This window comes from Shinella sp. OV683 (genome assembly GCF_057787725.1).
This window is the reverse complement of record NZ_CM173543.1, coordinates 4264148-4283028: the sequence shown is the minus strand read 5'-3', so window position 1 is coordinate 4283028 and position 18881 is coordinate 4264148. Positions and strand designations below refer to the sequence as shown.

Annotated in this window: 14 protein-coding genes; 3 read left to right on the top strand and 11 right to left on the bottom strand. The window is 60.1% G+C overall.

Annotation, left to right across the window (positions count from 1 at the left end):
* Positions 1–93: 93 nt before the first annotated feature.
* The 7 genes from ACXHRN_RS20710 to ACXHRN_RS20680 form a co-directional block, all read right to left on the bottom strand.
* Positions 94–678: a cysteine hydrolase family protein gene (locus ACXHRN_RS20710; RefSeq protein WP_488638187.1), complete on the bottom strand. Its 585-nt coding sequence runs from the start codon at positions 676–678 to the stop codon at positions 94–96.
* Positions 679–692: 14 nt separating this feature from the next.
* Positions 693–2279 (bottom strand): gamma-glutamyltransferase, encoded by a 1587-nt coding sequence (gene ggt, locus ACXHRN_RS20705; protein ID WP_488638186.1) that lies wholly within the window; start codon positions 2277–2279, stop codon positions 693–695.
* Between the two features lie 75 nt (positions 2280–2354).
* On the bottom strand, positions 2355–3386 hold the full coding sequence (locus ACXHRN_RS20700) for an extracellular solute-binding protein (RefSeq protein WP_488638185.1): 1032 nt from the start codon (positions 3384–3386) through the stop codon (positions 2355–2357).
* A 24-nt stretch (positions 3387–3410) separates the two neighbouring features.
* Entirely contained in the window at positions 3411–4217 is an 807-nt protein-coding gene (locus ACXHRN_RS20695) for an ABC transporter permease (RefSeq protein WP_488638184.1), read from the bottom strand.
* Positions 4207–5133, bottom strand: a complete 927-nt coding sequence (locus tag ACXHRN_RS20690; RefSeq protein WP_488638183.1) for an ABC transporter permease — start codon at positions 5131–5133, stop codon at positions 4207–4209. Before ACXHRN_RS20690 ends, ACXHRN_RS20695 begins: the two co-directional genes overlap by 11 nt.
* Positions 5117–6262, bottom strand: coding sequence for an ABC transporter ATP-binding protein (locus ACXHRN_RS20685; protein WP_488638182.1), 1146 nt, complete (start codon positions 6260–6262; stop codon positions 5117–5119). The genes ACXHRN_RS20690 and ACXHRN_RS20685 overlap by 17 nt, the downstream gene beginning before the upstream one ends.
* Position 6263: 1 nt before the next feature.
* Positions 6264–7922, bottom strand: coding sequence for an amidohydrolase (locus tag ACXHRN_RS20680; RefSeq protein ID WP_488638181.1), 1659 nt, complete (start codon positions 7920–7922; stop codon positions 6264–6266).
* A gap of 143 nt (positions 7923–8065) precedes the next feature.
* Here ACXHRN_RS20680 and ACXHRN_RS20675 point away from each other — a divergent pair, with 143 nt between their 5' ends.
* Positions 8066–8773, top strand: coding sequence for a GntR family transcriptional regulator (locus ACXHRN_RS20675; RefSeq protein WP_488638180.1), 708 nt, complete (start codon positions 8066–8068; stop codon positions 8771–8773).
* 49 nt (positions 8774–8822) lie between these two features.
* Here the strand turns inward: ACXHRN_RS20675 and ACXHRN_RS20670 are convergent, their stop codons facing one another.
* Together ACXHRN_RS20670 and ACXHRN_RS20665 are read right to left on the bottom strand one after the other, a co-directional pair.
* Complete coding sequence (locus ACXHRN_RS20670; RefSeq protein ID WP_488638179.1) at positions 8823–12056, bottom strand: choice-of-anchor Q domain-containing protein; 3234 nt, start codon at positions 12054–12056, stop codon at positions 8823–8825.
* A gap of 102 nt (positions 12057–12158) precedes the next feature.
* A complete protein-coding gene (locus ACXHRN_RS20665; protein ID WP_488638178.1) occupies positions 12159–13172 on the bottom strand; it encodes a DUF1194 domain-containing protein in 1014 nt (337 codons plus the stop codon).
* Between the two features lie 231 nt (positions 13173–13403).
* Between ACXHRN_RS20665 and ACXHRN_RS20660 the strand changes: the two genes are divergently transcribed.
* Positions 13404–14495, top strand: coding sequence for a hypothetical protein (locus tag ACXHRN_RS20660; RefSeq protein ID WP_488638177.1), 1092 nt, complete (start codon positions 13404–13406; stop codon positions 14493–14495).
* Positions 14496–14540: 45 nt separating this feature from the next.
* On the opposite strand, the gene ACXHRN_RS20655 is transcribed toward ACXHRN_RS20660, so the two are convergent.
* Positions 14541–15227 carry a hypothetical protein gene (locus tag ACXHRN_RS20655; protein WP_488638176.1) on the bottom strand — a complete coding sequence of 229 codons (687 nt, stop codon included), beginning with the start codon at positions 15225–15227 and terminating at the stop codon, positions 14541–14543.
* 859 nt (positions 15228–16086) lie between these two features.
* On the opposite strand from ACXHRN_RS20655, the gene ACXHRN_RS20650 reads away from it, so the two are divergent.
* A complete protein-coding gene (locus ACXHRN_RS20650) occupies positions 16087–17115 on the top strand; it encodes a DUF2778 domain-containing protein (RefSeq protein ID WP_488638175.1) in 1029 nt (342 codons plus the stop codon).
* 247 nt (positions 17116–17362) lie between these two features.
* Here the strand turns inward: ACXHRN_RS20650 and ACXHRN_RS20645 are convergent, their stop codons facing one another.
* A complete protein-coding gene (locus ACXHRN_RS20645; protein WP_488638174.1) occupies positions 17363–18562 on the bottom strand; it encodes an IS256 family transposase in 1200 nt (399 codons plus the stop codon).
* Between the last annotated feature and the right edge of the window lie 319 nt (positions 18563–18881).

Genomic DNA, 18881 nt, shown 5'->3' with positions numbered 1-18881 from the left:
AGGCCGTCGCACATCTCGATAGCAGCTATCGGGTCGATAGGCATATCGAGGCGATCGAGGCAATCAGACCGAAGGACGCTGCTGCACTCAGGCTCAGGAACCAGCGAGCCATTCTGCTGTTGTCATCACCCTTGCAAAGCCGGCAGCCAGTGTCGCGGCCGTTCCAGCCTTGATTACATCCTGCGTTGCCGTTTCGGATAGATCGGGGCAGCCTGTCGCATCGACCGGGAAGTCGACGAAGAAGTCGAGATCGTGACCGTGCCGTGCCGTAGCCTCACAGCAGAAATTCGTCATGAAGCCGGTGACGACGATCCGGTCGATAGACCTTTCCCGCAGCATGCGGTCCAGGCCTGTGCCTACGAAGCAAGAATAGCGCTGCTTGCTGATCGCCAAGGCGCCCGTTGGCATCTCGAGCCGGGGATCGTCCTCGACCTCCTCGGTGCCCATGACGAAGCCGAGTTCGCCGGCCTCGCCGCTGAAATCGAACATGCGGCCGGCGTCTGACCCGTCCGGGCGATGCACATGACGAACGTGAACTATCAGATCGCCGGCGGCCTCTGCGGCTGAAACGATTGCATTGATATTGGCGATCGCCTCGCCATTTCCGGTGCAATGCAAGGGCGAATCCGGGTCGGTGTAGACTTTCTGGACGTCGATCACGAGAACTGCGCGTGCCATGCTTTTTTCCTCTCCTAGTAGCCTGAGGCCATTCCGTCCTTGCGAGGATCCGAGGCCCCCGTTAGCGTACCCATTTCCCAGTCGATCCAGACGGCCTGTCCGCCCCCGAAAGGTTCAGGCGCTTCCTCCACCTTGTGTCCGAGCGACTGCAATTCCCTTGCAGTGGCGTCGGGAAGGCCTCTTTCTGCCTTGATCCCCCCCTCCGTGTGGAAGACGCGGGGACTATCGAGTGCGGCCTGCACATCCATGCCGAAATCCAGGACGTTGGTCAGGAAGTGAACATGACCCATCGGCTGGTAGTCACCGCCCATCACGCCGAAGGGCATGACGGCGCGGCCATCCCTGGTCAGCATGCCGGGCATGATCGTGTGCATTGGCCGCTTGCCGGGCGCCAGCGCATTGGGGTGGTTCGGGTCCATGCGGAAGCTCGAACCCCTGTTTTGCAGGACAACGCCCGTTGAAGGACAGGTGATTCCGCTGCCGAACGAGTGGTAGGTCGAATTGATGAAGCTGATGGCGTTGCGATCCTCGTCCACTACCGAGATATAGACCGTGTCCGACCGCTTGAGATCGACTTCCGGAAGGTCAGTCATCGCCCTGTCCATGCTGATTTTCTGCCGCAAGCAGGCCGCATGGCCCTTTGACAGAAGGGATTCGATCACGGGGCTTGAACGATCGAGTTCGCCTAGACGATTGTCCCGTTCCCTGTAGGCGAGCCGCGCCGCCTCAACCTCTAGATGGAAGCGCCGGGAGCCATGTGGCTCGAACGACGACAAATCGTCCTGTGCGAGAATATTCAACGCCAGGAGCGCGGTCAGGCCCTGGTTGTTCGGCGGCATCTGGTGCACGCGATAGCCACGATAATCGACGGAAACCGGGCTGACGTAATCACAACGCGTCGCGGCAAAATCATCGACGGAATGCAAACCGCCAAGTTCCTGCAACCGCGCTACGATGGCCTCGGCCGCCGGCCCTTCGTAAAAGCCTTCCCGACCCAATTCAGCCACCCGCCGCAAGGTCGCGGCCAGCGCCGGCTGGACATGTATCTCGCCGGCCTCCAGCGCGCGGCCATCGCGCAGAAAAATGGCCGCCGAATGGACATCCTGTTCCAGCAAGGCCTTGGCGTCCTGCCAGTCGAAGGCCACGCGGTCATGCACCACATAGCCCTTTTCGGCATAGTGAATAGCCGGGGCGAGCGCCTCGCCCAGCGTTTTCCTGCCATGGTCCCGGATCAGCCGGTCCCAGGCGTCAATCGCGCCCGGAATGGAGACGGAATGGGGCCCATAAGTCGGAACTTCCCCCATCCCCATGGCCCGAAAGCGATCGATCGAGGCAGCGGCCGGCGCGCGCCCGGAGCCATTGAGCGCAACCACGCTGTCGGTGCCGTCCGGGCAATAAAGCACGAAGCAATCACCGCCTATGCCAGTCGATTGCGGCTCGACAACCGCTTGCACCGCGCTTGCGCAAACGGCCGCATCCACGGCGTTGCCGCCCGCGCGCAACATCTCGAGAGCTGCCTGGGTAGAGAGCGGATGGGACGTCGCGGCCATTGCGCCGGTTGTTCGAACGGGCGAACGCCCGGGTAGCTGGAAGTCACGCATGTCTGCTAGAGCCTGTGTACAATTGAGTTTTCGGGCGCCCCGGCGGGAGAAAGGACCTCCACCGGGGCACGCACATTACTTCATGAGATCAGTCCAGATGCGGGTATAGAGCTCGTCCACCTCGGCGGGGCAGACTTCCTGCCAGCCACCGGCAGCAATGTATTCCGCCGGAATATTCAGCTCTGGTGCGGCCTTGATGTCGTCACGCATGAACGCGTTCGAACCCTTGATGCCGTTGGCATAGGTTGCGAAGTTCGAAATCAGGGCGGCGTTTTCGGGCGCCATAATGAAGTTCAGGAACTTCTTGGCATTTTCCGGATGCGGCGCGTCGGCGAGGATTGCCGCACTGTCCATGAACAGCGAGTAGCCTTCCTTGGGGAAGCCAAGCTTGATATCTGCGTTGACCTGCCGCGCCCGGAAAGCAGCGCCGTTGTAGTAGAGCTGGGCCAGTGTATCGCGGCTGTCCATCTTCTCGATGCCGTAGTCCATCGAGACCCAGGACTTCTTGGCTTCGAGCAGCTTGTCTCGGACCTTCTTCAGAAGCACCTTGTCGCCCGTGCACCAAGTGCCGCCCATGTAGCGGATGGCCGCGTAGAGGACGTCGTTCTTCTCCGGCACGACGTTGATCTTGCCCTTCAGTTCCTCCGGCGGGTCGAGCCAGATTGCGCTGGTATTGACATCGCCCTTGTAGACGGAGGTGGCAACGACCGGGCCGGTCATCCCCCACTGCCACGGCACCGAGTAGTGACGGCCCGGATCCCAGCTGACATTGACCCAGCGCTCATCCATATTCTTGAAATTCGGCATCTGGTCGGGCCGGGATTCGAGCAGAAGTCCCTCCTTGATCCAGATCGGCACGAAATTGGCCGAAGGCACCACGATGTCAAAGCCCGAGCCGCCCGCCCTGACCTTGGCCAGCGCGGTGTCGTTGGAGTCGTAGTCGGTCACGGTGACCTTGATGCCGGTTTCCTTCTTGAATTTTTCCAGAAGTTCCGGGCTGGTATAATTGCCCCAGTTGTAGAGGCTCAGTTCTTCCTCCGCGAGAGCCGCTGAACTTGCTACCGCAAGCAGCATCGCCGATGTCAGGGTCGTCAATATGGATCGCATGCTTGTTACTCCTCTGTAGGTTGTTTATTTTTTGCGGTTGATCAGATGCACGGCCGTCACCAGGAGGATCGACGGTATCAAGAGCATGGTGGCGGCGGCATTGACTTCGGGGGTCATGTCACGACGGATCTGACCCAGCATGTAGGTCGGCAGGGTTTCCTGTCCGCCGGACTTCACCAGGTCGGTGATGACAACGTCATCCAACGATACGACAAAAGCCAGCATGAAACCCGCCACGATGCCGGGGGCCAGCCTGGGAAGCGTGACATAGACAAAGCTTTTCCACGGATCCGCATAGAGATCGGCTGCCGCGGTTTCGAGGGTCAGATCCATGCCTTCCAGCCGCGCGCGGATGGGCAGATAGGCAAAGGGGATGCAGAAGGCCGTGTGCGCCAGAACCAGATAGCCGGTTCCTGAATAGCCGGTGGCCGACTTGACGGCCGCGAACACGATCAGAAGCGAGATGGCCGTGACGATTTCTGGAACGATCAGAGGCTGGTTGATCAGGGCATAGGATATCATCTGCCCGCGATAGGCGCCGGTCCGGGTCATGGCGATAGCGGCCATGGTCGCCATGACCGTCGCCAAAGTGCCGGCCACAGCGCCAAGAAACAAGGAAAAGAGGGCGGCATTGATGATCAGGTCGTTATGCCACGCCTTGACGAACCAATTGAACGAGAAGCCGCCCCAGACGCCAAGCGAGGACGTCGCGTTGAAGGCGAAGACCACGAGGATGAGGATCGGCAGATAGAGCGCGACGATCGCCAATCGCGCAATGATGCCAAACCCTGGCTGCGCCTTCAGATCGAATGCGTGCTGGCTAGTGGCCATGGGCATTCTCCTTCGCCGAGCTTCCGCGGATGTAGAAGATGAGCGCTACTGTCACGATCAGCAGCAGGCAGATCGACAATGCTGCGCCGAGCGGCCAGTTCCGACCCTGACCGAACTGCAGTTCGATCAGGTTGCCCATCATCATGTTCTTCCCCCCGCCCAGGACGCGCGGCGTCACATAGGCGCCGATTGCGGGGATGAAGACCAGGATCGATCCGGCAATCAGGCCCGGCTTGCAGGAGGGAATGACGATATGCCAAAGCACCTTCAACCGGGTTGCGTAAAGATCATATCCGGCCTCGACCAGATTGAAATCCATCCGCTCAAGGCTCGAATAGATCGGTAGCACCATCAGCGGCAGGTAGACGTAGACGAGCCCCATCAGAACGGCGCCGTCCGTGAAGAGCATCTGGACGGGCTTGTCTATCATCCCGGCCCAGATGAGGAGATTGTTGATCGGCCCCTGATTGGAAAGAAGACCCATGATCGCGAAGGTCCGGATCAGAAGATTGGTCCAGAAAGGGATCGTGATCAGCAGCATCCATTGCGACCGGATGTGTTCGGGCCGGGTCGCGATATAATACGCGGTGGGGAAGCCGATGAGCAGCGTGGCGACCGTCGTTACCAGCGCCAACTCGATGGAACGCCAGAAAATGATCAGGTTGGCATCGGCCAACATAAGCGTGTCGTCAAACGGATCCCGCTCGACAAAGACGTTCATCCAGCCATCGAGGCTGAACTGGCCGAGCATGACGCCCCCAAAGGAGCCCTTTGCCATCACCGAAAAGATGAACATCACGGCAAGCGGGCCGACGGAAGCCAGTATGATGGTCAGCAGGGCCGGCGCCTTGAGCAGCCAGCGGCGCTGGGTTTCGGCGGCCCGGCGCGCGGTTGCCATTTCAGCGATGCTGGACATGTTCGCCTCCCAGAATCCGGGCGCTACCGCGATGAATTCGCAGCCATATCTGCGTGCCGTGCGCCCTTATTTTCTCCAGTTCCGGACTGTTGGGCACGCGCGCCGTGAAGGCGACGCCATCCGTCAGCCTGACCTGGAGACGGGTGTCGGTCCCAACGAAGACTTCGCCTTCGATGACAGCGGGAATGGCTTCTGGTGCAGCTGAGTCGAGCAAATCGACATGTTCCGGACGGACCAGAACCTGAACCGGGCCGGCATCCGGGATTGCCGCGCTGCTGTAAGCAGTGATGACCGTTCCGGCAATGTCGATGCGGTATCCATCCGTTCCCGCCGAGCCGGCGAGCCGGCCTTGCAGAATATTGGATTCGCCGATGAAGTCGGCCACGAACCTGTCGACCGGCGCATTGTAGATTTCCTTCGGGCGGCCGACCTGGAGCACGCGCCCACGATTCATCACGGCGATACGGTCCGACATGGCCAGGGCTTCCTCCTGGTCGTGCGTCACGAAGATGAAGGTGATGCCGGTTTCGGTCTGGAGCCGCTTCAGCTCGACCTGCATCTCCTTTCTCAGCTTGTAGTCCAGCGCGGACAGAGGCTCGTCGAGCAGAAGCACCTGCGGCTGCGGCGCAAGAGCGCGAGCGAGCGCCACGCGCTGCTGCTGGCCCCCTGAGATCTCGCTGGTTCGCCGGCCGGCCAGCGACTCCATGCGCACCAGTTTCAGCATCTCGGCAACGCGCGCTGCAATCCGGGGCTTGGCCCATCCCAGCATCTTCAGACCGAAGCCGATGTTTTCGGCGACCGACATGTGGGTGAACAGCGCATAATTCTGAAAGACCGTGTTGATGGGCCGTTTGAACGGCGGAAGAGGCGCAATATCCTTTCCGTGAAGCAGGATCTGGCCTTCGGTGGGAAAGCTGAATCCGGCGATTAGGCGGAGGAGTGTGGTCTTCCCGCATCCGGAAGGGCCCAGCAGCGTGAAAAACTCGTTTTCGGCAATGTCGATCGACACATCCTCAAGCGCGAGAAAGGCTGCGGCGCCGAAACCATAGGTCTTTTGAAGTCCGATTGCCTGGACAGCCAGGCGGCGGTCCGTGGATTGTTCATGTGCGGGTTGCGGGAATGCCAGCATGTCAGGCCTCGAAGGTCACGCGACCGCCGCAGACGGTCAGCACGGGTGAGAGGCTGTTGATCTCCACGGGTGAAACGGCCTCGATATCGCCGGATAGGAGGACAAAATCGGCGAAGTAGCCGGGCTTGAGTTGGCCCTTACGGTCCTCTGCGTGTTCGGCATAAGCGCCCTCGACGGTATAGGCCTCGATCGCCTCACCCAGGGAGAAGCTCTGGTCGGGCAGGCCCGGCGCCCAGGGCTTGCGGTTCACGGCGGCGTGGATGCCCGCCAAAACATCTATCCGCGCGACCGGCCAATCCGAAGCGAAGACCACATGGGCTCCCGCCTGCTTCAAGGTCCGCCAGGCATAGGCAAGTGGCAAGCGCTCCGGCCCGATGCGGGTCTTGCCCGGCTCAAGTGAGAAATCCATCACCCCGGGAGGATGGGGCGGCTGCATGGACGCGATGGCGCCAAGTTCGGCAAAACGCGGGATGTCGCCGGGCAGTATCACTTCGACATGCTCGACCCGATGGCGCGCGTCCCGCCGGCCGTTGGCCTTGAGGGCGGCTTCATAACCATTCAGGACCGCGTGGACCGCGCCATCGCCGATCGAGTGAACGGCGATCTGCAATCCGCGCCGGTCCGCCTCGATTGCCATCTCGGTGAACTGTTCCTGCGAAAAGAGCGGTTCGCCGGTAAAATCGGGTCGGTCGGCATAGCCGTCGGCGAGAAAGGCCGTGTAGCCTTCGATGACGCCGTCATAGAAAGCCTTGACGAAGCCGGAACTCAGCCAGTCTCCGCGATAGTCTTCATGCATGCGGGTCGCCTTTTCCAGCATGTCGACTGTCATAAAGTTCTTGAAATGGAAGGGAACTTTGACCCGGCAGATCAGGTCGCCCTGTTTCTGGATCTCCTTGAGCAGTTCCAGTGTGTAAAGATTGCCGTCCATATTATGGATCGACGTGATCCCGTGCCTGGCACACCAGGCCAGGCCGGCACTTATGGACGCCCGGTCTAGCGCCCGTTCCTCTGGCGTTGGCAGTTCGGGCGGCTCGCCTCCCGTGGAGAGCCCCAGCGACGAACGGAAGGTGCCGGCATAGACATCGACCGGTCCGAAGGCCTCGACTTCGCGCAGTTCGCCGGTGGCGAGACCGTCCGGACCCATGACCACCTCGTTGCCGGGGCCTAGGACTTTTCCGTGCAGAAGCCCGACTTCCTTGAGCAATATGGTGTTGACCCACATCGTATGATGGTCGAACGCCACGAAGGCCAGCGGCCGGTCGTCAACGATACTGTCCAGGAAATGCCGGTCGATCGGCTTGCCGTCGAGCATGTCATAGTCGGTGCTCTGGCAGAAAAGAACCTTGACCTCAGGGCGGGCGGCGGCGTGCGCGCGCACCTTTTCGCGGACCGAGGCCTCTCCCTTCATGCCCGACAGCGACAGGTCATTGAGGGTGGCGCCACCGCCGAAAACGTGCATGTGCGCTTCGATGAAGCCGGGTAGCAGACTTCGACCGGCAGCGTCGATCCTCCGCGTGGAGGCGCCGGCAAGCGCCTGAATTTCGGCTGCATCACCGATAGCCAGGATCCGCCCGTCTGCCACCGCCATTGCGGAGGCCGCGGGCCTATCCGGATCCATGGTCAGAATCCGGGCGTTGGTGACGATCATGTCCGCGTGCATTCAATTCCCCTTAGCATTATCCCGATCAAATCGACGCTTTTGTCGACATCTTACGGATACTTTTTTGTATACATAATGCACTTGCGGTTGGACGTGTCAACCGGTATGACCGCGTTGCAGCCCACAGAAATTTCGGAGTTCCGATGAACGAAGTTGCCCGCGGCCATTTGCGGCAGTCGACCTATGAAGCGATAAAGGCAATGATCGTGACGGGTCAGTTGACGCCCGGCCAACGGCTTACGGAACTTGAGCTTGTCGAACAGCTTCAGGTCAGCCGGACACCGGTGCGAGAGGCGCTCAACCGGCTGCAAAGAGATGGTTTGGTGATCGAGCGTCCCCGTACGGGCTTTGCCGTGGTGCCATTCGACGAGACGATGCTCCGGAACGTGTTCGACATCCGGGCGGAGCTTGACGACTACGCCACCCGCCTGGCGATCCCGCGCATCACGCCTGAGGAAGTGGACGTCCTCCGCCGCTTGGTTGCGGATTGCGAAAGCCTTGCGCAGACTGATCCGTCCCACCGCGGGCGCCTGGACGAAATGCAGACCGGCCTTGAAATCCATCGGGCTATTGCGCGGTTCAGCGGTAATGCCATGCTTGCGGAAATGCTGAACGGGCTCCTGGAAAAATGCCAGGTCTACGTGTGGATGGAATTGACGCAGCTAAATGATTGGAAGGAGGCTCGCGATGAACATCACATCATCGTCGAGGCGATCGCGGCCGGCGACACGGAAACCGCTTGCCGCGAAACCCGCCGTCACATTCAGCAGTCTCGAGACGGCATACTGGATCTCATGCTTCGGCAGCGCGATCTTCGCGACCTCTATAAATTTCGAAACGGAGATAGCTAGGCGTTTGAGTCCGCAAGTGGAGCCTTCGCTGTCGCATTGAATTCTGGGCTTAGAAGAGCATGAAGCTATCTGCGGTCAGGGTCGGCGCTCCGTCCAGGGTGGCGATCAGGCGGTTGCCGCCGGATGCATTGCCGTTGCTGTCGAAGAACAGTTCGCCCGTGTCAGTGCGGTAAATGAAGCGGTCGGACGCGTGGTCGGCCAGGCCGGTGAGGTTTGCGACAAAGCGAGTGGTATCCATGTCCCCGGCAGCAAGCGCGGCTGGGTCCAAGTCTCCCAGGCCGGCGCCGAACACCAGGCTCGATATTGCCAGTTGGTCTCCGGAGAAGTCGATTATGATGTCCCTATCGGCGAAATTCTTGCCGAGTACAAACGTGTCAAATCCAGCGCCGCCGGTCAGGATATCGATGCCTTTTCCACCGATCAGCCTGTCGTTTCCGTCGCCGCCAGAAATTTTGTCCGTGCCCGCGCCGCCATCGAGTATATTGTCAGCGGCGTTGCCCGTCAGATTGTCATTGAAGCCCGAGCCGGCGACATTATTGAAATTGCTGATCTTGTCGCCATCCGCATCGCCCAAGCTGACCACGTTGGTCTCGATGTTGACCCTGACTGCCTTGCTGGAATGCAGGTAGGATACGGTATTGTTGCCTTGTCCACCGTTCATGACATCGGCGCCGGCGCCGCCCTCGATCACATTATCGACGGCGTTGCCGGTAAGCTTGTCGATGTGGCTGGAGCCGATGATATTCTCGAATCCCGCGATCGCGTCGCCCTTGGCAAATCCGCCCTTGGTAATGGCGCCGACCAGCATGACCGTAACGCCGGCGTTGGAATCCGAGTAGGACAGGGTGTCTTCGCCCGCGCCGCCCTTCAGCACGTCCTTGCCCTTGCCGCCGAGGATTAAATCGTCTCCCTCGCCGCCGTCGATGCGATCGTCGCCATCATTGCCCTTCAGGGTGTCATCGCCTGAATCCCCGGCGAGCCTGTCGTTTCCGTCGCCGCCCTGGATCAGGTCGTTGCCGCTGGCGCCGGCCAGCTTGTCGCTACCTGTCTTGCCGGAAATCGTGTCGAAACCCAATCCACCCGCGAAGACATCATTCTTCGCGGTGCCGCCGAAATTCTTGGCCTTGAAGCCTGAATAGTAGGAGTCGGAGATATCGCCGAGTGTCTGCGAAAATGACTCATTGCCTGCGAAACCCACGAGGCGGTTGACGATCTCGCCGGTCTTCGCATCGACCACTATGTAGGTCGGGAAGGCTCGCACATCGATCCCACGGGTAAAGTTGATCAATGTTTCGACATCGCCATTGGTGGTCAGGACGGGCTCATCGAGGCCAAACTTGGTGCGCCAGGCGTCGGCATTATGCGTATAGGCAAGCTGGTTGGTCTGGTTCTCGACAATCACCTCGGCAAACTGGAAATCTGAGCCCATCCTGGCCTCTAGATCCGCCAAGGTCTTGGCGTAGTTAAAGCACGGCCCGCACCACATTGCGCAGATCGACAAGACCATCAGGCCCCGCGCTTGACCATGCAACGAGAAATCTTCGCCATCGGAATCGGTGAAGGTAAGATCCGGAATGATCTCGCCGATCTCATTATAGGCACCCACCGGAGTGACATCGGCGGATGTGGGGAAGTTGCGATCAACGAGGTCCACAGCGGTGCCGGTGGAAGCCAACGCGGTTTCCAGATCTGCGGCGATGATGTGCTGCTGCAGCAAGCTGGCTGTACCGACCGGCGTAGTTCCTTGCTCCGTGGAATTTACGACAGCGACATCATCGACACCGGGCGCTCTGTGCAGAGCCTTGACGCTGATTGTCGCCGAGGACAAACCTGTCTCTGCCTGGTAGGAGGCGACAAGGTCCAATCTGCCTTGCTCTCCCGCTCCCGTCCCAGTGTCGTTGACATGCAGCACGCGGATGCCATTGGCGAGGCCATGCAGTTTCCCTGCAAATCCGTCGAGAGAGATGAAGACGATATCCAGAGCATGTCCCGCCGCCTGTGCTGCAGCCAGCAGACCGTTTGCCTGCGAGATCTGGGCCAAGGTTTCGAGCGTCAGATGTCCGCCTTGGTTTGTCGGCTTTTGGAGGGCGAAGACAATCGTTTCATTGTCACCATGAAAGAGGGAGTTGTCGGCAATCTGGACATTATCGGTTCCCGCCAGATGAAGCGCGCTAAGCGCTGCGAATAGACCAATATTGTCACCTTGTTTGAACTCGACGGCGCCGATATCCACCGTGCCACCGCTGATGCGAGGGTCGCCGCGACCGTCAAGTGGCAGGTCCTCCGAGGTGTTATCATCGCCGTCGATATCCAGGCTGTCGGCCGGCAGTGCATCGTTGTCGCCGCCATCGATCAGGATGCTGTTTGGGTCGATGATGGCGATAGTGCGTACGGTTCCACCATTGTCCGCCAGATCCGTGTCCAGCCCCAAGTCGGTCACGCCGACCTGGCTCATGACGTTGTTGGTTATGGTGACCTGCGAACCGAAAACGCTGTTGGTCGCGCTGCCTATCACGCCCAGGACATCGTTGGCGTCAAAATCGAGACTGGATAGGTTTCCGGCAACGACACTATTGGTGATATTGAAGGTGGAGCCGGAGCTGTAAATGCCTCCGCCGGAGCCCCCGTCCGATCCGTCGGCGTCGGCGAGATTGTTGGTGATCGTGCTGTTGATTAGCGACACGGTCGATGTCCATGCGCTGATGCCGCCGCCCACTCCATTGGCATCGTTGTAGAAGAATGTACTGTTGATGATCGTGGCGGTGGAGCTGGTGATGAAAGCGCCGGCGCCTTCCAGATTCGTCGAGTTATGATCGACGAGCGAATTGACCATGGTCAAATCGGTCGCACAGACCCGCAATCCGCCGCCATGGGAATCCGCATGGCTGTTCTCGATCGAGGTGTCGATGATGGTCAGCGTGCCCGCATCGAAAGCGTATACCGCACCGCCTTGGCCAGAGGTAAAGCCTGCGGTGATAGTCAGGCTCTTGAGCGAAACGTCGGTTGATCCGCCGGTGATGTTGAGGATGCGGCTGCTATGGTTGCCTGACAGGGTGATATCGGCGCGGTTGTCGCCGTCCATGTCGCCGTCGATTGTCAGATCTTCCGTGATGGCGAGTTCGCCAGCGGTCAGTGTCACCGCCTGGCCTGAAAGGCTGGCATCGAATTTGATGATGTCGGCGTCGCTATTGGCATTGGCGAGCGCGATGGCTTCGCGCAACGAAAGTACGCCGTCATTCGCATCAACAGTATCGGCAGATGTAGTGACTACCAATGAAGCCATGATCAATTCCTTCTGAAAGGCATTGGAGTAGTCAGGACAGTGGTGTGACCATCAAAGGGTCAAATGAACCAAAGCCCGAGCAATATATCAAATGTGCTGCGTCTAAATGCAACTTGAACGGGATAGTAGCGACAATTCCGCAAGACGTAAGGTGGCTGGAAATTCATGAAACCCGGATGGGTTGCTGTCGGGATACTCAGGTTCTGCCTGCAGGATTCTGGAAATGTTTTTGGCGCGAACTGTCCTTGTGAGCATATCGGAACGTACAACACTCCGCGCATGGCATGGCGATTCAGGATGCGACGCTCCCACGCCCCTCACCAATCGCGCGCCGGCGGCGATCATGCGCGGCTGTTTGCCCTGCGGATATGAGTTCGGGGCTAGTTTCCAGGATATTTCGGTCACGAGCTTGCGACGCAGGGCCGTGGTGTAGTCGCTCGATTGCTTCGGTACAATTACGAAGGCCTGGTCGCCGCCGATGACTTCCTCCGCGAAATAGGAGCCCAGCGAGCGGTCGTGGTTCTGGAACTCCTTGGACGGAACCGCGATCGCGTTGATCGTGTAGCCCTTGTCAATCGCCCTCGCCCTGGCTTGCTGAACGGGCATGCCGTCATTGTTCTCGCCATTGCCGGATATGTCGATGACCATTCGGTCGGCGTGGCCCGGAAACCTGTCGAGAAGCAAGCTTCCCACGCCGATGGCCGAGGAAATGGATGTTCCGCCCCTGATCCTGCGACTGAAACCCCTGTCACCCCTGCTTCTGATGATGCCAGCGGCTGCTTCCGCATCTTTGGGTCCGCAAATCCTCGTCCAGGGCAGGATGGGCCTTATACTCTGCGGACTTGCCCACTCGAAATAGCTGATTGCGATGCAGCCGCGGGGGCCGCTTGAAAGAGCCTTGATGATCTCGGGCGACGTCAAGGCGGCGGCATGACCATTCCGCTGCAGGTCCGCGGTGGCGGGGTCGATCGAAGACGAGAAATCGACAGCGAAGACCACGGCGACATCGACTTCGAGCCCTTGTGCCTGTTCAGTTCCGGAGGCGCGCGCCTCAAATCCCACCGCCGACACGACAACGATCGCCACCGCCAGTTTCGTGAATGACCAAATGCCCATGAACCCCTCTTGCCGTTTTCCCGCGGGACGAGTGCCGCGGGTGACCTGGCATCGCCGCCTTTACGACCGGATCCTTGTCGAGGAACCGATTGCATGAGACCCCCTTTTGGGGGTTGTGCGGGCAAATGACTGCTGTCGATGCAACCGAGCCAGACCATGGACAGGCCGGATTTTGCAGCGTAGGTTGCAGTGCGGATCATTAATCTGCCAAGCAACGCGGGGGGTAAGGCGGTGGCGATTGACGTCGATCGGCTGCAGCGTGCATCCATGAACCTATCTGAGGTGATCGCCGATCCGGCGGGCTGGGCCGGGATTCTGGAAGACCTGGCGATATCGTTTGGTGCCATGGGCGCAGGCCTGATCCCGCAGTCCGGCTCCGAAGGGGCGATTGCGACCGCCAGTCTCAGGGATTGCCTCCAGACCTATGTTAGCGAGAGCTGGGCAGAACAGGATAGCGAAAGCCATCGACGCGCGCGGGCGATCAACATGCGGGGCGAGGTGGCGCTCGATAGCGACCTGATCGACCGCGGCGACCGCTACGTGCCGTTCTTCGATGATTTCCTGCCCCGCTTCGACGCGAAGGGCTGGGCGGGCATCGGCCTTCGCACCGGCCCCGACTTCTGGTCGCTGACATTGCACCGGTCCGTCAGCCAAGGGGCATTCGAAGAGGCAGAGAGGGCCGTTCTCCAGCAGTTTTCCGTGAGACTTAACGAAGTCGGCAGCCTCGCGCATCTGGCAGGGCGCGTGACGCTATCCACAGTCGCCAAGTCGTTCGACCAGATCGGCAAATCGGTGGTCGCGATCGACCAGACAGGGCGGTTCATTCACGCCAATGCCACGGCACAGCGGCTGTTGGGCACCTCCATCCATGTCGCCGGCGGCCGGCTGGTGCTTCGTGACCGGCATGCAGCAGCCGAATACGAAAGGGTGATCAACCGCCTGGAGCGGCTACGCGAGGGCAAGACCTTACGCGCGGCCCCGATCATCGTCCGGCGGGAGAACGCTACCCCGCTCGTGATCAGGGTCCTGCCCGTCGACGGCGCGGCGAAGACGCCGTTCGTTTGCACTCGAGCTCTACTGGTTATCAGCGAGGTGTCATGGCCGGGCAGGACCGAGTGGCAGGTTTTCGGCCGCGCCTTCGGCCTTACCCCCGCGGAAGCGCGGCTTGCAGAACTTCTCGCGAGCGGCAACTCTCTCGAATACGCTGGTGATGCTCTCGGCATCACCCGGGAGACCGCCCGAAGCAGGATCAAGGCCATCTTCCAGAAGACTGACACGCATCGCCAGGGCCAACTGGTAGCGCTGCTTGCCTCGTTGACGTAAACAGGGAGACGGGAGGCAAAGCGGCTATTTTCAACAGGTGGAAATCTAGCGAGGGGCCTTGGCTCCCACGCCGAACAGCAGCAGATCGGCTTTGGTCCACAAAAGGTAACAGCCGAGCAGGGTCAGGGGCATGGCGAGCGTCACGAAGGATCCGCCCGACCAGACCTGCGGCAAAGCCGAGCCGAGCGCGAAGGTGGTCACCAGTATTGCCGGCAACCGGCTGGCCAGCACCGCAGTGCGGAACGGATCGGGCCAGGCGGCCGGCCATACTGGAACCGGCCTGCCCGGCCTGTGGAACGTGCTGCCGAATTTACCCAGCGCATGCAGCAGGCCGGACGTCGCCGCAAGCAGCGTATCGCCGAGCAGCAACAGGGCGATGCCGAGCCCGATTGCGCCTACGCCTGACAGGAAGTCGCCCAGGCGGTTGAGGGCGGGATCGGGAGCGGTCGGCTTTGCCCAAGCCCGGTGGTAGGCCTCGCCGCCACAGAGGAAGACCAGAGTAGTCAAGGTCAGAGCAACAGCGCCATGGCTACCAGCGAAATAATCCATCACAGCCGTGGTGACGGCGCTTCCCTCATGGACGCCGACCGGCGCGGTGGCAATCTGGATTGTAAGACCTACGATGAGGCCGAGCGCGTTGCCGCTGTTGTAGTAGCCGCCGGGTCCCGTCATGCGGGCGCGAAGCGCCGACACCAATTGTGCGAGCGGAAGATAAATTGCCCGCGCGGTCATCGCAGCGACCTCCCGGCAAGTCCGGCCGCCATCGACACGGCGACTGCTGCCAAGCCGATTGACTGATGGAGTGGATGCCCCCTCGAGGATGCGCTGGAACTAGCGGAGCATACAGAGATTTGAGCGAGTGCAGCCCCGCATCCAGCGGGGCCGCAGCTACTGGGAAAAATGTTTCCGGTTTTAGCAGCTTGATCGAGCGGCTATGCGCCCTCATGTCGGCCGTGGGGCCCGCGCTGGCGTCTTCCCGAAAGCAGACGTCGATCAAGCTAGGCTTAAACGGCATCAGATGACGGCGGCTGGCATTAGGCGACGGCTGCTGAATTGGAATTTACTTGCCAAGGGACACGGATCATCGTGCCCCACGGGTTTGAAGCGACGACATTGCGAGCGCAACTTCAGTTGCCGCGTACCAAGGCCACTGCCGCCTTTCCATCATCCCCAGTTCTTGGGACTATGGCAGCCACGCCAGCGCCGCATTTTCGTGACAGGGAACGCGCTGCCGGGCGCTGGGGACCACCACCCGCCACATTCCTTCCAGAGATCGAGGCACCGTTTAGGATTTGTTGACCATATTTCTTCATGCTTTGCCCGTTCGGCTGAGTTGCAGGAGTCATCGCTCCGCACTCCGTCGGCAGCGTAACGACCTGCGGACAGTGTTTTCACGGCCGCGTCGAGTAACGAGTATCGGGTAACTTTAGTCATGGCGTCTCAGAATAAGTCCGCGCATTCCGCGTCGAAATCCCGCCGGGGTCGTTCCCTCAGTATCGCTGTGAGCGCCTTGCTTTCCTGCAGCGTTATCGCCGGATCCGCTTGGGGCATCGCTTCGACGCTCAGTGTAATGCACGAGGCGGCTCGCACATTGTCCGAAAACATGAGCCTCGCCACTCCTCTCCGTCTCAAGGTAGTGGTAGCTGACGACCGCCGCCGCGAGCACGCACCGAGAGCCACCAAATCTTCGCGCCTTTCGAAACTCTCCGAAACCGAGATCCGGCGGAGGCAGCTTACTGTCGCGGCAATCCGGATGGCGCACCAGCGCAGCCTTGCCGCCCAACTCGCCTTTGCGGAAAGAAGCAAGAAGGCTGAGAAAGCAAAGATGGTAGCCGCGTTTGCGCGTGCTAAAAGTTCGGTGGAACGGGAAGAGAGGATCAGCGGCAAGCCATCTTTGGCAACTGCACTCGTGGAAGATGTTCCTGCCCGCGACCTCCAGCCCTTCGGGCTTGTGCTGGCGAAGCCCGAAACAGAAGAAGACGTGGCGCTCCCCAGCCAGATTCCGCTGCCTGAAGCCAGACCCTTGATTGAGAAGGTCGTTATTGAGCAAAAGCCAGCCGACGAAAAACCTGTCGCGGGCAGAAACCTCGACAAAAAGGACAACAAGGAAGACGTCGCCTATGCAAAGCCCGAGCGCTCGTTGTTCGGCGATCTGTTCAAGAGCAAGACCAACTCCACCGCCTTGCCGGGAAGGGGCACGAAGGTCGCGATCTATGACGTTTCCAGCGCGACCGTCTACCTGCCCGACGGAACCAAGCTGCGCGCCCATTCAGGCATAGGCAGAATGCGCGACAATCCGGAATACGAGCACGTTACAATGAGAGGCCCGACGCCTGCCGGTATCTATCGCCTGTCGATGCGCGAGAAGCGTTTTTACGGCGTGGAGGCAATTCGGATGACGTCAATCGACGGGCGCGACCCGAAGAACCGGACCGGTCTCCTGACGCATACCAATTTGTTGCGCGGTCAGAAGGGCTCGCACGGCTGTGTCGCCTTCCAGAACTATCAGCCATTCCTCAGAGCCTTCAAACGCGGTCAGATTACGATGTTGGTCGTGGTGCCAGAGCTACCGTCATCACGTACGCAACTCGCGGCGCTCTATCGCAAGGCTGGCGCCTGATCGGTCTCTAGGCACGGCCTCTACTCTCGCGAAGGCAGCTCTGCGCCCCCATGTCGGCTATAGCGGTAGGCTTTCCCCCTCACCGAAAGCCGACATTGCGGTGAGGAGTCGGTAAGTCGCGGTTCGACCAAGATCAGACACGTGACGAGGGTCGGGTGTTAGTGCAAATGCGATTTCAGATCGTGTCCCGTAGCGTGGTGTAGCTTTTGACAACCACGGTGTCTTCCGGTCTGGGCCGGAGGGAATATCAACGTGCCACGGCAGGCAAGTTGATGAGTGGATCATCGCTCATTTGGGCGATGGTTTCCAGTGTCATGTATCTTGATCGCTGGACGGCCCATTCGTCGTTCTGCTCCAGCAATAGCGCACCGACGAGACGGACGATGGCGTCGTCGTTGGGGAAAATACCGACGACCTCGGTTCGTCGCTTGATTTCGCCATTGAGGCGCTCGATGGGATTGGTCGAATGCAGCTTGGCCCAATGCTGCTTTGGAAAGGTCATGTAGGCCAGCACATCGTTCTCGGCATCGTCCATGAGCGCGGCAAGCTTTGGCACTTTCGGCCTGATCTGGTCGGCGACGCTGCGCCATTGCGTGCTGGCGGCCTCCGGCGTCTCCTGAGCGAACGCCGTGGCGATGAAGGCGGATACGACGCGCCGCCCGCTCTTTCCGGCATGGGCCAGGGCATTGCGCATGAAGTGCACCCGGCAACGCTGCCAGGTCGCGTTGAGCACCTTGCCGACGGCGGTCTTGATGCTTTCATGGGCATCCGAGACGACCAGCTTCACACCCCTCAAACCCCGGCGGGTCAGCTTGCGCAGGAACTCTGTCCAGATCGGCTCGGCCTCGGATGTGCCGATCTCCAGCCCAAGCACTTCACGGCGTCCATCGGTGTTGACGCCGACGGCGATAATCACGGCGACAGAAACGATGCGACCGCCGCGCCGGACCTTGAGATAGGTGGCGTCGATCCAGATGTAGGGCCATTCGCCTTCGATGGGTCGATCGAGGAAAGCCTTGACCCTGACATCGATTTCCTCGCAAAGCCGTGACACCTGGCTTTTGGAGATGCCACCCATGCCCATGGCTTTGACCAAGTCATCGACCGAGCGCGTCGAGATACCCTGGATATAGGCTTCCTGGATAACCGCCGTCAGAGCTTTCTCGGCCATTCGGCGCGGCTCCAGGAAGCTCGGGAAATAGCTGCCCGTCCGCAGCTTGGGAATGCGAAGCTCCACCGTTCCAGCCCGTGTTTCCCAATCACGGTCGCGATAGCCATTGCGCTGGGCGAGCCTGAGTGGCGTCTTCTCTCCATGCGCAGCACCCGTCGTATGGCCGACCTCCAACTCCATCAGGCGTTGGGCCGTGAAGCCTATCATCTCGCGCAACAAATCGCTGTCGGCGCTCTTCTCAACAAGCAAACGCAGGTTCATCATCTCGTCGGTCATCGGTGGTGTCCTTCAGGTTGGCTCTAAGCAACCCGACCCTACCGGAATTCACCGATGGCTATGAAACCCAGCTACACCACGCGCGGGGACACGATCCGATTTCATTCAGCTTGTGGTTGCGAATCTGCCGAGGCGAAAGCGGCCTTGCTGCTGAGTTGAGACGCGATAGCAGGCGACTGCGCGGTTCAACCGCTGCTTCTCCAATGTTCAAACTGCAAACCACCGTGTGCAGGTTGCTCACGGAACGAGGACAGGCAAGTCGTATCGCGAAAAGAAAGCCACCATCTACAGCAGTCCAAGCAATCACGCTTTGGTTTCA

Excerpts from the sequence above, each read along its gene's own strand:
- ACXHRN_RS20700 (WP_488638185.1), bottom strand. The coding sequence starts at position 3,386 with ATGCGATCCATATTGACGACCCTGACATCGGCGATGCTGCTTGCGGTA.
- ACXHRN_RS20655 (WP_488638176.1), bottom strand. The coding sequence starts at position 15,227 with ATGACCGCGCGGGCAATTTATCTTCCGCTCGCACAATTGGTGTCGGCG.
- ACXHRN_RS20690 (WP_488638183.1), bottom strand. The coding sequence starts at position 5,133 with ATGTCCAGCATCGCTGAAATGGCAACCGCGCGCCGGGCCGCCGAAACC.
- ACXHRN_RS20695 (WP_488638184.1), bottom strand. The coding sequence starts at position 4,217 with ATGGCCACTAGCCAGCACGCATTCGATCTGAAGGCGCAGCCAGGGTTT.
- ACXHRN_RS20710 (WP_488638187.1), bottom strand. The coding sequence starts at position 678 with ATGGCACGCGCAGTTCTCGTGATCGACGTCCAGAAAGTCTACACCGAC.
- ACXHRN_RS20665 (WP_488638178.1), bottom strand. The coding sequence starts at position 13,172 with ATGGGCATTTGGTCATTCACGAAACTGGCGGTGGCGATCGTTGTCGTG.
- ACXHRN_RS20680 (WP_488638181.1), bottom strand. The coding sequence starts at position 7,922 with ATGCACGCGGACATGATCGTCACCAACGCCCGGATTCTGACCATGGAT.
- ACXHRN_RS20685 (WP_488638182.1), bottom strand. The coding sequence starts at position 6,262 with ATGCTGGCATTCCCGCAACCCGCACATGAACAATCCACGGACCGCCGC.
- ACXHRN_RS20675 (WP_488638180.1), top strand. The coding sequence starts at position 8,066 with ATGAACGAAGTTGCCCGCGGCCATTTGCGGCAGTCGACCTATGAAGCG.
- ggt (WP_488638186.1), bottom strand. The coding sequence starts at position 2,279 with ATGCGTGACTTCCAGCTACCCGGGCGTTCGCCCGTTCGAACAACCGGC.
- ACXHRN_RS20645 (WP_488638174.1), bottom strand. The coding sequence starts at position 18,562 with ATGACCGACGAGATGATGAACCTGCGTTTGCTTGTTGAGAAGAGCGCC.
- ACXHRN_RS20670 (WP_488638179.1), bottom strand. The coding sequence starts at position 12,056 with ATGGCTTCATTGGTAGTCACTACATCTGCCGATACTGTTGATGCGAAT.